Annotated in this window: 15 protein-coding genes; 7 read left to right on the forward strand and 8 right to left on the reverse strand. The window is 72.4% G+C overall.

Annotated features, from left to right (window positions below):
- Window positions 1-15: 15 nt before the first annotated feature.
- The 3 genes from ACFYX3_RS15990 to ACFYX3_RS16000 are packed head-to-tail and all read right to left on the reverse strand — an operon-like array spanning window position 16 to window position 2,824.
- Window positions 16-678, reverse strand: a complete 663-nt coding sequence (locus tag ACFYX3_RS15990; RefSeq protein WP_116160026.1) for a TrmH family RNA methyltransferase — start codon at window positions 676-678, stop codon at window positions 16-18.
- On the reverse strand, window positions 675-1,928 hold the full coding sequence (locus ACFYX3_RS15995) for an HTTM domain-containing protein (RefSeq protein ID WP_389013367.1): 1,254 nt from the start codon (window positions 1,926-1,928) through the stop codon (window positions 675-677). Before ACFYX3_RS15995 ends, ACFYX3_RS15990 begins: the two co-directional genes overlap by 4 nt.
- On the reverse strand, window positions 1,925-2,824 hold the full coding sequence (locus ACFYX3_RS16000; RefSeq protein ID WP_389013370.1) for a DUF5819 family protein: 900 nt from the start codon (window positions 2,822-2,824) through the stop codon (window positions 1,925-1,927). The genes ACFYX3_RS15995 and ACFYX3_RS16000 overlap by 4 nt, the downstream gene beginning before the upstream one ends.
- Before the next feature lie 112 nt (window positions 2,825-2,936).
- Between ACFYX3_RS16000 and paaA the strand changes: the two genes are divergently transcribed.
- The 6 genes from paaA to ACFYX3_RS16030 all read left to right on the forward strand — a co-directional run bounded on the left by paaA (window position 2,937) and on the right by ACFYX3_RS16030 (window position 7,795).
- Entirely contained in the window at window positions 2,937-3,962 is a 1,026-nt protein-coding gene (gene paaA, locus ACFYX3_RS16005; RefSeq protein WP_389013373.1) for a 1,2-phenylacetyl-CoA epoxidase subunit PaaA, read from the forward strand.
- Window positions 3,959-4,246: a 1,2-phenylacetyl-CoA epoxidase subunit PaaB gene (paaB, locus tag ACFYX3_RS16010; RefSeq protein WP_116160023.1), complete on the forward strand. Its 288-nt coding sequence runs from the start codon at window positions 3,959-3,961 to the stop codon at window positions 4,244-4,246. Before paaA ends, paaB begins: the two co-directional genes overlap by 4 nt.
- A complete protein-coding gene (gene paaC, locus ACFYX3_RS16015) occupies window positions 4,243-4,971 on the forward strand; it encodes a 1,2-phenylacetyl-CoA epoxidase subunit PaaC (RefSeq protein WP_382656178.1) in 729 nt (242 codons plus the stop codon). The genes paaB and paaC overlap by 4 nt, the downstream gene beginning before the upstream one ends.
- Entirely contained in the window at window positions 4,965-5,462 is a 498-nt protein-coding gene (gene paaD, locus ACFYX3_RS16020) for a 1,2-phenylacetyl-CoA epoxidase subunit PaaD (protein WP_184931114.1), read from the forward strand. The genes paaC and paaD overlap by 7 nt, the downstream gene beginning before the upstream one ends.
- Window positions 5,463-6,551 (forward strand): 2Fe-2S iron-sulfur cluster-binding protein, encoded by a 1,089-nt coding sequence (locus ACFYX3_RS16025; RefSeq protein WP_382656175.1) that lies wholly within the window; start codon window positions 5,463-5,465, stop codon window positions 6,549-6,551.
- 110 nt (window positions 6,552-6,661) lie between these two features.
- Window positions 6,662-7,795 carry an acyl-CoA dehydrogenase family protein gene (locus tag ACFYX3_RS16030; RefSeq protein ID WP_389013379.1) on the forward strand — a complete coding sequence of 378 codons (1,134 nt, stop codon included), beginning with the start codon at window positions 6,662-6,664 and terminating at the stop codon, window positions 7,793-7,795.
- Window positions 7,796-7,818: 23 nt separating this feature from the next.
- On the opposite strand, the gene ACFYX3_RS16035 is transcribed toward ACFYX3_RS16030, so the two are convergent.
- From ACFYX3_RS16035 to ACFYX3_RS16050, 4 genes are all read right to left on the reverse strand, one after another.
- The gene (locus tag ACFYX3_RS16035) at window positions 7,819-8,163 is read right to left on the reverse strand and encodes a rhodanese-like domain-containing protein (RefSeq protein WP_116160018.1); all 345 of its coding nucleotides are present in this window, start codon (window positions 8,161-8,163) and stop codon (window positions 7,819-7,821) included.
- A gap of 54 nt (window positions 8,164-8,217) precedes the next feature.
- A complete protein-coding gene (locus ACFYX3_RS16040) occupies window positions 8,218-8,973 on the reverse strand; it encodes a hypothetical protein (RefSeq protein WP_221518198.1) in 756 nt (251 codons plus the stop codon).
- 441 nt (window positions 8,974-9,414) lie between these two features.
- On the reverse strand, window positions 9,415-10,875 hold the full coding sequence (locus tag ACFYX3_RS16045; RefSeq protein ID WP_382656169.1) for a DUF2252 domain-containing protein: 1,461 nt from the start codon (window positions 10,873-10,875) through the stop codon (window positions 9,415-9,417).
- Between the two features lie 142 nt (window positions 10,876-11,017).
- Window positions 11,018-12,100, reverse strand: a complete 1,083-nt coding sequence (locus tag ACFYX3_RS16050; protein WP_389013383.1) for a hypothetical protein — start codon at window positions 12,098-12,100, stop codon at window positions 11,018-11,020.
- 91 nt (window positions 12,101-12,191) lie between these two features.
- Here ACFYX3_RS16050 and ACFYX3_RS16055 point away from each other — a divergent pair, with 91 nt between their 5' ends.
- Window positions 12,192-12,662, forward strand: coding sequence for a MarR family winged helix-turn-helix transcriptional regulator (locus ACFYX3_RS16055; protein WP_382656163.1), 471 nt, complete (start codon window positions 12,192-12,194; stop codon window positions 12,660-12,662).
- 62 nt (window positions 12,663-12,724) lie between these two features.
- Here the strand turns inward: ACFYX3_RS16055 and ACFYX3_RS16060 are convergent, their stop codons facing one another.
- Window positions 12,725-13,384, reverse strand: a complete 660-nt coding sequence (locus ACFYX3_RS16060) for a response regulator transcription factor (protein ID WP_352025505.1) — start codon at window positions 13,382-13,384, stop codon at window positions 12,725-12,727.
- Between the last annotated feature and the right edge of the window lie 17 nt (window positions 13,385-13,401).

Consider the following 13,401-nt stretch of genomic DNA (forward strand, 5'->3'; position numbering starts at 1 on the left):
GGGCCTCCACGACTCCTACGGCGCCTCGATCTCCGCGTACCGCTGCACCCAGGCGTGCATGGCGATCGCGGCGGCCGCGCCCGCGTTGATCGAGCGGGTCGAGCCGAACTGCGCGATCGAGCAGACCATCTCCACGTGGGCGCGGGCCTCCTCGGTGAGCCCCGGGCCCTCCTGCCCGAAGAGCAGCACACAGCGGCGGGGCAGCACGGTCCGCTCCAGCGGGACGGAGCCCGGCAGGTTGTCGATCCCGATGACCGGGATGCCCTCGGCCGCCGCCCACGAGGTCAGCGACTCGGTGTCCGGGTGGTGCCGGACGTGCTGGTAGCGGTCGGTGACCATGGCGCCGCGCCGGTTCCAGCGGCGCCGGCCCACGATGTGGACCTCTTTCGCCAGGAAGGCGTTGGCGGTCCGCACGACCGAGCCGATGTTGAAGTCGTGGCCCCAGTTCTCCACCGCCACGTGGAAGTCGTGCCGCCGCGTGTCCAGGTCGGCGACGACCGCCTCGCGCGTCCAGTACCGGTAGCGGTCGACGACGTTGCGCCGGTCGCCGTCGGCGAGCAGCTCGGGGTCGTACCGCTCGTCCCGCGGCCACGGCTCCGGGTGCGGCCCGACGCCGATCTCGGGGCCGAACCCCTCGTCGTACTGGACCGGCTCGGGCTGTTCTTCCGTGGTGCTCACCCGACGAGGGTACGGGGACCCTGCTCCTCACCCGTACGGCGCTGCTCGGGCAGCGTCTCGGCGGAGGTCCCGTCGGGGGTCCGCTCCAGCAGCCGGTCCCTGCCCCGGACCACCCGGGCGCCCAGCCACACCAGGAACGCCGTCGGCAGGAACACGGCGTCGGCGGAGATCATCGCCAGCGAGAACACCGGAAGCCCGAGGAGCACCGCGATCCCGGCGTGCTCGGCCATCATCACGACGAGCAGGACGTTCTTGACCTTGCGGTTGAAGAGCGTGAAGGGGAAGGCGACCTGGACGATCACCGTGCCGTAGCTCAGCAGCATCACCATGACCCCGCTGGAGCCGAGCAGGTCGGAGAAGAACGGCCAGGGCGAGAAGTAGTCCAGGTGGAGCGGATAGAACAGCGCGGTCCCGTCCTGCCAGCGCGAGCCCTGGATCTTGTACCAGCCGGCCGTGGAGTAGATCAGACAGACCTCGGCCATGATCACGGCGAGGACGGCGTTGTGCGCGAGGTTGGCGAGGGCGTCGAGCAGGGTGCGCGGCTCTCCGGGCGCGAGCCGGCAGACCAGCCACCACAGCCCGTTCCCGAGCCACAGCACCCACAGCAGCACCGGCACCCACCACTCGCCGGAGACGTCGCTGAACCAGGTGGCGGCGAGGAGGAAGCCGCCGAGCACGACCCACAGCAGCGGTCCGACGACATCGCGGCGCGGCGGCTCCCCGGCGCGGGCCGCGCGCTCCTCGCGGGCGGCGCGCCGGGCGTCGAGGGACCAGACCCGGCCGCAGCGCGTGAAGACGAGGTAGATCGCGACGAGGTGCAGGACGTTGTCGCCGCCGTCGCCGACGAAGACGGACCGATTCAGCAGCGAGAGCACGCCGACCATGAAGACCACGGACACGGCCCGGGTACGCCAGCCCACCAGGAGCAGTGCGGCGGACAGCACAGCGAGCCCGTAGACGATCTCGAACCAGATCCTGCCGTCCGACCACATGAGCACCGTGAAGGCCCGGTTGTCGGCGATCAGCCGCTGCGCCAGCTCCCAGGACCAGGGGCCGTCGGGCCCGTACAGCTGGTGGCGGTACGGCAGCTCGCGCAGCAGGAAGAGCAGCCAGGTCAGCGAGAAGCCGATCCGTACGATCGCGCTCTGGTACGGGGCGAGGGTGCGGCCCGTGACGGCCTGCACGCCGCGGGCGAGCCGGCGGTCGAAGGGTTCGCGGGCACGCGCGGGCGTGGCGGGGGACATGCTCATCGGCCCGCCTCCGGGCGGTTCGTGCCGCTGCCGGCGGACCGGTCGGCCTGGGTGATCGTCCACCACGGGAAGTCGCGGTAGGAGGGGGTGGTCCGGTTCTTCTCGGTGCTCCACCGGGCGGCGGGGACGAGCCGGGAGACGGTGCGGAGCTGGATGCGCCGCACGTCGGGGCCGAGGGACCCTCCGGCGGGGCCTTCGAGGGCGTCGAGCCTGAGCATCGTGAGCCGGCGCATGTACTGCTCCGAGAGGGTGCCGCGCATTCCGTTGGGGCGGTTGTCGTCGGTGTGCGTGTTCAGGAGGAAGTCCACGGCCCTGCGGAGCTGGTTCTGCTGGGAGTGGCTGGGCATCGGGTTGTGGCGGATGGCCTCGATGTCCTGCGCGGTGAGGTCGATCCAGGCGGTGGTGCGGCGGCGGCCGTCTGCGCCGGGGGTGAGCTCGGCGCGGACCTCGACGGAGAGGTTCGTCTGGAGCGGATTGGGCGCGAAGAGCTTCCAGTTCTGCTCGAACTCGGGGTAGATCCAGTCGCTGACGGCCTCGCCGTGCCGCTTGGTCAGCGTGTTGGACGGCGCCACGTGCAGGAACACCATCGCCAGGTGCACGCAGGTGAACACGGCGACGACGGCGAGCGCCACGGCGACGACGACCTGGTAGGGCATCGAGAGCCCCATGATCCCGACGCCTGCCACCTTGTTCGCGGGCGGCGCGCCCGGGCCCTCGGCGGAGGTGACCGACGGGTCTTCGGCAGGGGTGCCGGCCGGGTTTTCGGCAGCGACGCCCGACGGGTCTTCGGCAGGGGCGACCGGTGAGTCCTCGGCGGCTGTGACCGGCGGTTCCTCGGGGGGTCTGAGCCCCTCCTCGCTCACCTCGACCGCGTCCTTTTCGACGTACGCGTCCATCCCGCCCCGATCCCGATCGACCCACCTCGGTTATCCACAGGGTTGACACCATACGGGCCGCCGACCCACCATTGAAGTCATTCAACCGAACGATCGGTCGGTAGGGGGTCTGATGACCGCAGTGACGGCAGGGACGGCAGGGACGCCAGGGACCACGGGCGTGCCCGGCGTGTCGGACACGGCCGCGGCGGCCGAGCAGGCCGCTTACGAGGCCGTGTTCGACGCCGCCGTCGCCGCCGACGAGCGGATCGAGCCGCGCGACTGGATGCCCGAGGCCTACCGCGCCTCGCTCGTCCGGCAGATCGCGCAGCACGCCCACTCCGAGATCATCGGCATGCAGCCCGAGGCGAACTGGATCACCCGCGCGCCCTCGCTGCGGCGCAAGGCGATCCTCATGGCCAAGGTGCAGGACGAGGCCGGCCACGGCCTGTACCTGTACAGCGCGGCGGAGACACTCGGCACCAGCCGCGACGAGCTCCTCGACAAGCTCCACTCCGGCCGCCAGAAGTACTCCTCGATCTTCAACTACCCCACGCTGACCTGGGCCGACGTCGGCGCGATCGGCTGGCTCGTGGACGGCGCGGCCATCACCAACCAGGTCCCCCTCTGCCGCTGCTCCTACGGCCCGTACGCCCGCGCGATGGTCCGGGTCTGCAAGGAGGAGTCCTTCCACCAGCGCCAGGGGTACGAGGCCCTGCTCGCCCTGTCGAACGGCACCGAGGCCCAGCACGCGATGGCGCAGGACGCGGTGGACCGCTGGTGGTGGCCGTCCCTGATGATGTTCGGCCCGCCGGACGACGAATCGACCCACACCGCGCAGGCGATGGCCTGGAAGATCAAGCGGCACTCCAACGACGAACTGCGCCAGCGCTTCGTCGACATCGCCGTCCCGCAGGCCGAGGCCCTCGGCCTCACCCTCCCCGACCCCGACATCCGGTGGAACGAGGAGCGCGGGCACTACGACTTCGGCCCGATCGACTGGGCCGAGTTCTGGGACGTCCTCAAGGGCAACGGCCCCTGCAACGACCAGCGGCTGAGCAAGCGACGCCAGGCCCACGAGGACGGCGCCTGGGTCAGAGAAGCGGCGGCGGCCTACGCGGAGAAGCACACCGGAAAGCACGGGGAGGCACAGGCATGACGAGCGACAGCTGGCCGCTGTGGGAGGTGTTCGTGCGCTCCCGCCGCGGACTGTCCCACACCCACGCGGGCAGTCTCCACGCACCCGACGCGGAGATGGCCCTGCGCAACGCCCGCGACCTGTACACCCGCAGGTCCGAAGGCGTGTCGATCTGGGTCGTCCCCTCCACCGCCATCACCGCCTCCTCGCCCGACGAGAAGGACCCCTTCTTCGAGCCGGCCGCGGACAAGCCCTACCGCCACCCGACCTTCTACGAGATCCCCGAGGGGGTGAAGCACCTGTGACCGGCACCACCGACACCCGCACCGCCGCCGCGGCGCTCGCCCTCGGCGACGACGCCCTCGTGCTCTCCCACCGCCTGGGGGAGTGGGCCGGCTCCGCCCCCGTCCTGGAGGAGGAGGTCGCCCTGGCCAACATCGCCCTCGACCTCCTCGGCCAGGCCCGGGTCCTGCTCTCCCTCGTCGGCGACGAGGACGAACTGGCCTACCTCCGCGAGGAGCGCGCCTTCCGCAACAGCCAGCTCGTCGAGCAGCCCAACGGCGACTTCGCCCACACCATCGCCCGACAGCTCTACTTCTCCACCTACCAGCGGCTCCTGTACGGGCAGCTGGCCTCCGGCGACGGCCCCTTCGCCGGCCTCGCGGCCAAGGCCGTCAAGGAGGTCGCCTACCACCAGGACCACGCCGAGCACTGGACCCTGCGCCTCGGTGACGGCACCACCGAGAGCCACGAGCGGATGCAGCGTGCCTGCGACGCCCTCTGGCGGTACACCGGCGAACTGTTCCAGCCCGTCGACGGCCTCGACCTCGACCTCCCGGCCCTGGACACCGCCTGGCTGGACTCCGTCACCGCGGTCCTCGGCCGGGCCACCCTCACCGTGCCCTCCGGACCGCGCACCGGCGCCTGGAGCGCCGGCGCCGGCCGCCAGGGCCTCCACACCGAGTCCTTCGGACGGATGCTCGCCGAGATGCAGCACCTGCACCGCAGCCACCCGGGGGCGACGTGGTGACCATGACGGCCCTGGAGGAGGAACTGAGCCGCATCGCCGGCTCCGTCCCCGATCCGGAGCTGCCCGTCCTCACCCTGGAGGAACTCGGCGTCATGCGGGGCGTTCACGTCCTCGGCCCCGGCCGGGTCGAGGTCTCCCTCACCCCCACCTACACGGGCTGCCCCGCCATCGAGGCCATGGCCTCCGACATCGAGCAGGCCCTCCACCGGCACGGCGTGCCGGACGTCACCGTCGTCACCGTCCTCGCCCCCGCCTGGTCCACCGACGACATCAGCGAGGAAGGACGGCGCAAGCTCACCGAGTTCGGCATCGCCCCGCCGCGCCCCCAGGGACCCGCCGGCGGCCCCGTGCCGCTCACCCTGGCGATCCGCTGCCCGCACTGCGGATCCACCGACACCGAGCTGCTGAGCCGCTTCTCCTCCACCGCGTGCAAGGCCCTGCGCCGCTGCACCGCCTGCCGCGAACCGTTCGACCACTTCAAGGAGTTGTAGATGGAGTCCTCAGCCGCCGCACGGGCCGGGTTCCATCAGCTCCGGGTGAGCGAGGTCGACCGCCTCACGGACGACTCCGTGGCCGTCACCTTCGCGGTCCCGCCCGAGCTCCACGAGTCCTACCGGCACCTCCCCGGCCAGCACCTCGCCCTTCGCCGCACCGGCGAGCAGGGCGAGGAGATCCGGCGCACCTACTCGATCTGCGCCCCCGCCGCCCCGGCCGGCGAGGCCCCCGTCCTGCGCGTCGGCATCCGGCTCGTCGACGGCGGCTCGTTCTCGACGTACGCCCTCAAGGAGCTGGCCGTCGGCGACCTCGTCGAGGTCATGGAGCCGATGGGCCGCTTCTCGCTCACCCCCCGGCCCGGCCACTTCGCCGCCGTCGTCGGCGGCAGCGGCATCACCCCGGTCCTGTCGATGGCGGCCACCCTGCTCGCCCGCGAGCCGGAGGCCCGGTTCTGCCTGGTCCGCAGCGACCGCACCGCCGCGTCCACGATGTTCCTCGACGAGGTCGCCGACCTCAAGGACCGCTACCCCGACCGCTTCCAGCTGGTCACGGTCCTCTCCCGGGAGGAGCAGCAGGCGGGTCTGCCCTCCGGCCGCCTCGACCGCGAGCGGCTCACCGGACTGCTGACCGCGCTGCTGCCGGTCGACACGATCGACGGCTGGTTCCTCTGCGGCCCCTTCGGACTCGTCCAGGGCGCCGAGCAGGCCCTGCGCGGCCTGGGCGTCGACCGGGGCAGGATCCACCAGGAGATCTTCCACGTCGACGACGGCTCCGCGCCCGCCCCGGCCCCCGCGGCCGACGCCCCGGCGCACGCCACCCTGACGGCCACCCTGCACGGCCGGTCCGGCAGCTGGCCCGTCGAGCGCGGCGAGACGCTGCTCGACACCGTGCTCCGCGCCCGCGCTGACGCCCCGTACGCCTGCAAGGGCGGGGTGTGCGGAACCTGCCGCGCCTTCGTGGTCGGCGGAGAGGTGCGGATGGACCGCAACTTCGCCCTGGAGCCGGAGGAGACGGAAGCCGGATACGTCCTGGCCTGCCAGTCCCACCCGGCCACCCCGGACGTGGAGTTGGACTTCGACCGCTGACGAACGGTGGCGCCGACGAGGTGCGGCGCCACCATTCCCTTCCCCTAGAACCTGTTCTATCTTGACGACCCGTCAGAAGAACAGGCTCCGGGCAACGGGAAGGCAGCACCGTGGACTTCACCTTCACCGAAGAGCAGCAGGCGGCCGTCGAAGCCGCCAAGGCGGTCTTCAAGGACGTCACGCCCGACGCGGTCCCCAGCCCCGCCCTCACCCCGGGCGCCGTGGCCGAGGACCTCGACCGGCCCCTCTGGTCACGCCTCGCCGCCGCCGACCTCCTCGGCCTCACCCTGGCCCCCGAGCACGGCGGCGCCGGCCTCGACCCCGTCGCCCTCTGCCTCGTCCTGCGCGAATCCGCCCGCGTCCTCGCCCGCGTCCCGCTCCTGGAGACCAGCGCCGTCGCCCTGACCGTCGAGCGGTACGCCCACCCCCGTACGGCCGCCGGACTCCTCCCCCGCATCGCCCGCGGCGAACTCGTCCTCACCGCCGCCTCCCACGGACGCACCGGCCACGAACCCGCCGACCACGCCGTCACCGCACGCCACGACCAGGCCTGCTGGATCCTCGACGGCGTCCAGACCGCCGTCCCCTGGGCCCACAGCGCCGACCTCATCGCCGTACCCGCGCACACCACCGAGGGCGGCACCGTCCTCGCCCTGCTGCCCCGCACCCACGACGGCCTCGGCCTGACCGCCCAGTACTCCACCAACGGCGAACTCCTCGCCGAACTCCACCTGGACGAGGTCCGCCTCGACGAGACGGACGTCATCGACGCCGACGGCGCCTGGGAACGGCTGCGCGACCTCCTCACCACCGGGACCTGCGCGCTCGCCCTCGGCCTCGGCGAGGCCGTCCTCGCCATGACGAGCCAGTACACCGGAAAACGCGAACAGTTCGGCCACCCCGTGGCCACCTTCCAGGCCGTCGCCGTCCAGGCCGCAGACCGCTACATAGACCTGCGCGCCATGGAGGCCACCCTCTGGCAGGCCGCCTGGCGACTCGGCGGCGAAGCCGGCGGACCGCTCCCCGCCGCGGGGGACATCGCCGTCGCGAAGATCTGGGCCTCAGAAGGAGTCCGCCGCGTGGTGCAGACGGCGCAGCACCTGCACGGCGGCTTCGGCGCCGACACCGACTACCCGCTGCACCGCTACCACGCCTGGGCCAAGCACCTCGAACTGTCCCTCGGCCCCGCCGCGGCCCACGAGGAGGCACTCGGCGACCTGCTGGCCGCCCACCCCCTCGGCTGAGGCCCCGGACCGCCCAGAAACCCTCAGAGAACGAAGGCCGGGCTCCCGCTCTCCGTCACCATCGGGCGCCCGGCACCGTCCCAGGCCTGCATCCCGCCGTCGACGTTCACCGCGTCGAAGCCCTGCTGCACCAGGTACTGGGTGACCTGCGCCGAACGGCCGCCCACCCGACACATCACATAGGCGCGACCGCGCTCGGCCACGGCCTCCGTCACCTCACCGAAGCGGGCCACGAAATCGCTCATCGGCACGTGCAACGCGCCCTCGACGTGACCGGCCGCCCACTCGTCGTCCTCCCTGACGTCCAGCACCAGGGCATCCGCCGGCACGGAAGCCGCGTCCACCGAGGGCAGCGGGGAGAAATTCATGGGACAAGCCTTCTCTCGTCAGAACCGCCCGAAGGACCCGGGCGCACGGAAAACCTACTGCACCAGACCCGCGAGCTCGCTCTCCCGCTCGGAGACCTGCGCAAGCAGCTGCTCGGCGATCTCCTCCAGGAGCTGGTCCGGGTCGTCCGGCGCCATCCGCAGCATCGCGCCGATCGCGCTCTCCTCCAGCTCGCGCGCCACCGCCGACAGCATGTCCTTGCGCTCGGCCAGCCACTCCAGGCGCGCGTACAGCTCCTCGCTCTCGCTGAGCCGCTCCTCGGCCGGCGCCGGTCCGGCCTCCCACTCCGCGGACAGCTCACGCAGCAGCGCCTCGTCGCCCCGGGCGTAGGCGGCGTTCACGCGCGTGATGAACTCCTCGCGCCGCTTCCGCTCGTCCTCCTCCCGCGCCAGGTCGGGGTGGGCCTTACGGGCCAGCTCGCGGTAGAGCCTGCGGGCCTCCTCACCGGGCCGGACCCGCTTCGGCGGCTGCACGGGCCGGTCGGTGAGCATCGCGGCGGCCTCGGGGGAGAGGCCGTCGGTGTCGATCCAGTCGTTGAACAGCTCGTCCACGCCGGGCATCGGCAGCACCGCCGCCCGTGCCTCCTGCGCCCGCCGCAGATCCTCGGGATCCCCGGTACGCGCCGCCCGGGCCTCGGCGATCCGCGCGTCGAGCTCGTCGAGGCGCGCGTACATCGGCCCGAGCTTCTGGTGGTGCAGCCGCGAGAAGTTCTCCACCTCGACGCGGAAGGTCTCGACGGCGATCTCGAACTCGATCAACGCCTGCTCAGCCACCCGCACAGCACGCTCCAACCGAGCCTCAGGCCGCTCGTCCCCGACCTGCCCATCGGCAACCTGCGAGTCCCCGGACTGCTGGTCCGCGCCCTGCTCGGCTCCGGACTGCTGCTCCCCGGACTGCTGGTCCGCGCCCTGCTCGGCCCCGACCTGCGGGTCCCCGGACCCAGACCGCTCGTCCACGGGCTGCTCGGCCTCGGGCCGGTCGTCCCCGGGTCCCTCGTTCACACCCTGGTCCACGCTCACGTCCACGTCCGCCAAGTCCTCGTTCCGCCTCGTCCCGTCCAGCCTACGGTCCTCCGGGGGGCCTCCCCCCTCCCTCCCCCTCCCTCCCCACCCCTTCGTTTCCCCCACCCCACACCCCTGCCCCCGACGGACATCGGGCGACGCCCTACGCCCTACGTGAGACGTGAGACGTGAGACGTGAGACGTGAGACGTGAGACGTGAGACGTCAGACGTCAGACACCCATCTCCGCCGCCACGCGCCCCGTCCGGACCGCCGAGAGCAGGTCGGCGTGGTCCGCGGTGGTGCGGTCCGCGTAGGTGACGGCGAAGGAGGCGACGGCCTCGTCGAGCTCCTCGTTCTTGCCGCAGTAGCCGGATATCAGGCGCGGGTCGGCGCTGTGGGCGTGCGCGCGGGCCAGCAGGGCGCCGGTCATCCGCCCGTAGTCGTCGAGCTGGTCCTCGGTGAGGGCGGCGGGATCCACGCTGCCCTTGCGGTTGCGGAACTGGCGCACCTGGAACGGGCGCCCCTCGACCGTGGTCCACCCCAGCAGGATGTCGCTCACGACCTGCATGCGCTTCTGTCCGAGCACCACGCGCCGCCCCTCGTGGCCGGTGTCCGGCACGGTGAACCCGGCGGCCGGCAGATGCGGCAGCAGGGCCGACGGCCGGGCCTCCTTCACCTGGAGCACCAGCGGCTCGCCCCGGTGGTCGAGCAGCAGCACCACGTAGGAGCGGGTGCCGACGCTCCCGGTGCCGACGACGCGGAAGGCCACGTCGTGGACGGCGTACCGGGCGAGGAGCGGCAGTCTGTCCTCGGACACGGTGTCCAGGTACGCGCCGAGGGCGTCGGCGACCGCGGCCGCCTCGGCGTCCGGGACCCTGCGCAGCACCGGGGGAGCGTCCACGAACCTGCGGCCGCCTCCGTCGGCGTCCGCCACGGCCTCGGTCGACCGGGCCGCGAAGCGGGCGCTGGTGTTGTTGCGGGCCTTGGCGGAGACCCGCTCGAGGGTGCCGAGGAGGTCGCGGGCGTCGGTGTGGGAGACGAGTTCCTCGTCGGCGATCGCGTTCCAGGCGTCGAGTGCGGGCAGCCGGGCGAGCAGGCGCATGGTGCGCCGGTACGCGCCGACGGTGTCGAACGCGGCGGCCCGGCAGACGTCCTCGCTCGCCCCTACCTCGCGCCCGGCGAGGACGAGGGAGGTGGCGAGCCGCTTGAGGTCCCATTCCCAGGGGCCGACGACGGTCTCGTCGAAGTCGTTGAGGTCCATGACGAGCCGGCCGCGCGCGTCGCCGTAGAGGCCGAAGTTGGCGGCGTGCGCGTCGCCGCATATCTGGGCGGCGATCCCGGTGACGGGTGTCCCGACGAGGTCCTGGGCCATCAGCCCGGCGGAGCCGCGCAGGAACGCGAAGGGGCTCGCCGCCATCCTGCCGACCCGTATCGGCGCGAGCTCGGGGACCCGGCCCCGGTTCGACTCCTCGACGGCGCGCACGGCGTCGGGGCGGTCCACGGCGAGGGCCGGCCGGTCGTGCGAGGAGCGGGGCACCCGCTCGCGGAGCTGCTTGCCGCGGTCCTTGGGGGAGACCCCGGTGCCGGGCGCGACGCGGCGTGCGAAGCCCGCCACGTGTGGGACGCGCGCCTCGTCCTGCGCTCCGTCCGTACCCCGCTGTCCTGGCACGACGGCCCGGATCTCGTCCATGGGACGCCCTCCCCCGATGCGATGTCCAACATCATCCGGCCCCGACCGTACCGCCGTTCCCGATCGACCGTCTCCCCCTGTGGACAACCCACGCCCGAGCCTGTGGACAACTGTCTCCGGACCTCGCCCTCAAGCCTGGCCGTCAGACCGCGACAGCCTCTTCCAGCTCCTCCTCCAGCTCCTCCTTCACGTCCTCGGCCTCGGCCCTGACCTGGTCACCTGCGTCGGTGTCGGCGCTCGCCTTCTTCCGCCGCGCCTCCGTCAGCCCGGCGAGAACGAGGAGTGCGACACCGGCGAGGAGCCAGAGGGCGAGGACGAGGACGTTCCCGCCGAGCCCGTGGCCGTCGAAGTAGACGTGGCCGCGTACGCCCTCGACGAAGCCCGCGCCGTTCCAGAAGGCGTGCAGTGCTCCGAAGAAGCCGGGCTGGAGCTCGGGCCGGTAGATGCCGCCGGAGCTCGTGAAGTTGAGCATGACGAAGAGGACCATCACGCCGAGCGTGGTCCAGCGGCGCAGGAAGGTGTGCAGGCCGACGCCGACGGCGAGGATGCCCGCCGCGTACAGCCAGGACATCGCCCACACACCGCCGAGGCCCTGGTCGACGAGGTGGAAGACCGGCCCGGCGAAGAGGGTGCCGACGAGGCTGACGACGAGCGACATGCCGGCGGCGAGGAGGGCCCTGATCCGCATGGGCAGGACGGCTCCGGCTCCGCCGATGACGGCGACCGAGGCGTACGCGCCGATGCTGAGGGCGACGAGCAGGAAGAAGACGCCCTGGCCGGTGGGGTCGCCGGAGGCGGTGGGGGCGATGTCGGTGACCTCGAGCGGCGCGTCCTGCCCGGCGGCGACCTTGGTGAACACCTTCTCGACGGCCATGGCGCTGGTGTCGGAGGAGGCCGAGGCGACGAGCAGTTCGGGCTTCTCGCCGGGGATGTAGGCGCCGAAGCTGCGCTGTTCGCGCAGTGCGGAGACGGCGGTGTCCCGGTCGGGGACGGTACGGACGTCGAGGGCGCCGGCGCCCTTGTCGTGGAGCGTCTGCGCGAGGACCTGCGTGGTGGGGCCGGAGCCGACGATGTCGACGCGCAGGTCGTGGGGTTCGGGCGCGTGGAAGGCACCGAGGTAGGCGAGTCCCATGCCGATGCACATCAACAGGGGGGTGAGCAGATGTCCGAGGACATGCCGCAACGCACCGCTGGTGTTCGGTCCTGCGGACACCGAGACCTCCATGGTTGGCTTTTACAACTAAATAACCGTTGTACTATACAACCGAAGGCCGAGACGGTGCACCCCGCACCCGAACGACAGCAGGGAGCCCACGATGACCGGCGGCGCAGAGCCACCCCGTGAGGCGTCGGTGGACGTCATCCAGCGCGAGCTGACGGCCTTCGCGCGCCGTGCCCGTGCCGCGGCGGCCCGGGTCCACCCCGAGCTCCCGCTCGTCTCGTACACGCTCCTCGCCCACATCGAGGAGCAGCGGGGCTGCCGGGCCACCGACCTCGCGGCCCACTACCTCCTGGACAAGTCGACGGTGAGCCGTCAGGTCGCCGGCCTCGAGAAGCTCGGCTTCGTCGAGCGGCGCCCCGCCCCCGACGACCACCGGGTGCAGGTGCTGCACCCCACCGAGGCCGGCACCAGGGTCCTCGCCGCGGCCCAGACGAACCGCATGGCCGCCTTCGAGGAGCGCCTGGAGGACTGGTCGGCCGAGGACCTCGCCCGCTTCGCCGCGTACCTGCTGCGCTACAACAACGCCGCGGCCACGAGCCCCTTCCCCCACACCCCCGCGAACTGACCCCGGGCTCGCGCGGGCCGGACCGGGCTGCCCCTGCAGCCCTGCGACTACAACCCCTGCGTCTACAGCCCCGCGTCCCGTGCGAGCAGCGCCGCCTGCACGCGGTTCTCGCAGGCCAGCTTGGACAGGATCCGGCTCACGTACGTCTTCACCGTGCCCTCGCTCATGTGCAGCCGCTTCCCGGCGTCCGCGTTGGAGAGTCCTTCGCCGAGCAGTGCCAGGACGTCCCGCTCCTTCTCGCTGAGCGCCGCCACCCGTGTCCGCGCCTCCTCGGCGCGCGCCACCTCGCGGCCCATGGCCAGCCGCTCCACCACGTGCCGGGTCGCGGCCGGCGACAGATACGCGTCTCCCGCCGCGGCCGCCCGCACCGCCCGGATCAGCTCGGCGGGCGCCGTGTCCTTGAGCAGGAACCCGGCACCGCCGTGCTCCAGGGTCCGCAGCACGTTCTCCCGCTCCCCGAAGGTCGTCAGGACGATCACCCGGGCCGCGGGCGCGGCGCGGCGCAGCTCCGGCAGGGCGGAGAGGCCGTCGAGCACCGGCATCTGGATGTCGAGGAGCACCACGTCCGCGGCGTGCGCCCGGGCGGCCTCGACCGCCTCCCGCCCGTTGGCGGCCTCCGCGACGACCTCGATCTCCGGGTCGGAGATGAGGATCATCCGGATCCCGGCCCTGATCAGAGGCTCGTCGTCGGCGATCACGACCCTGATGGGCTGCCCTGCCACTGCTTCTCCCCCACGCC

Source organism: Streptomyces sp. NPDC002463 (genome assembly GCF_042889835.1).
Lineage (GTDB): Bacteria > Actinomycetota > Actinomycetes > Streptomycetales > Streptomycetaceae > Streptomyces > Streptomyces nymphaeiformis.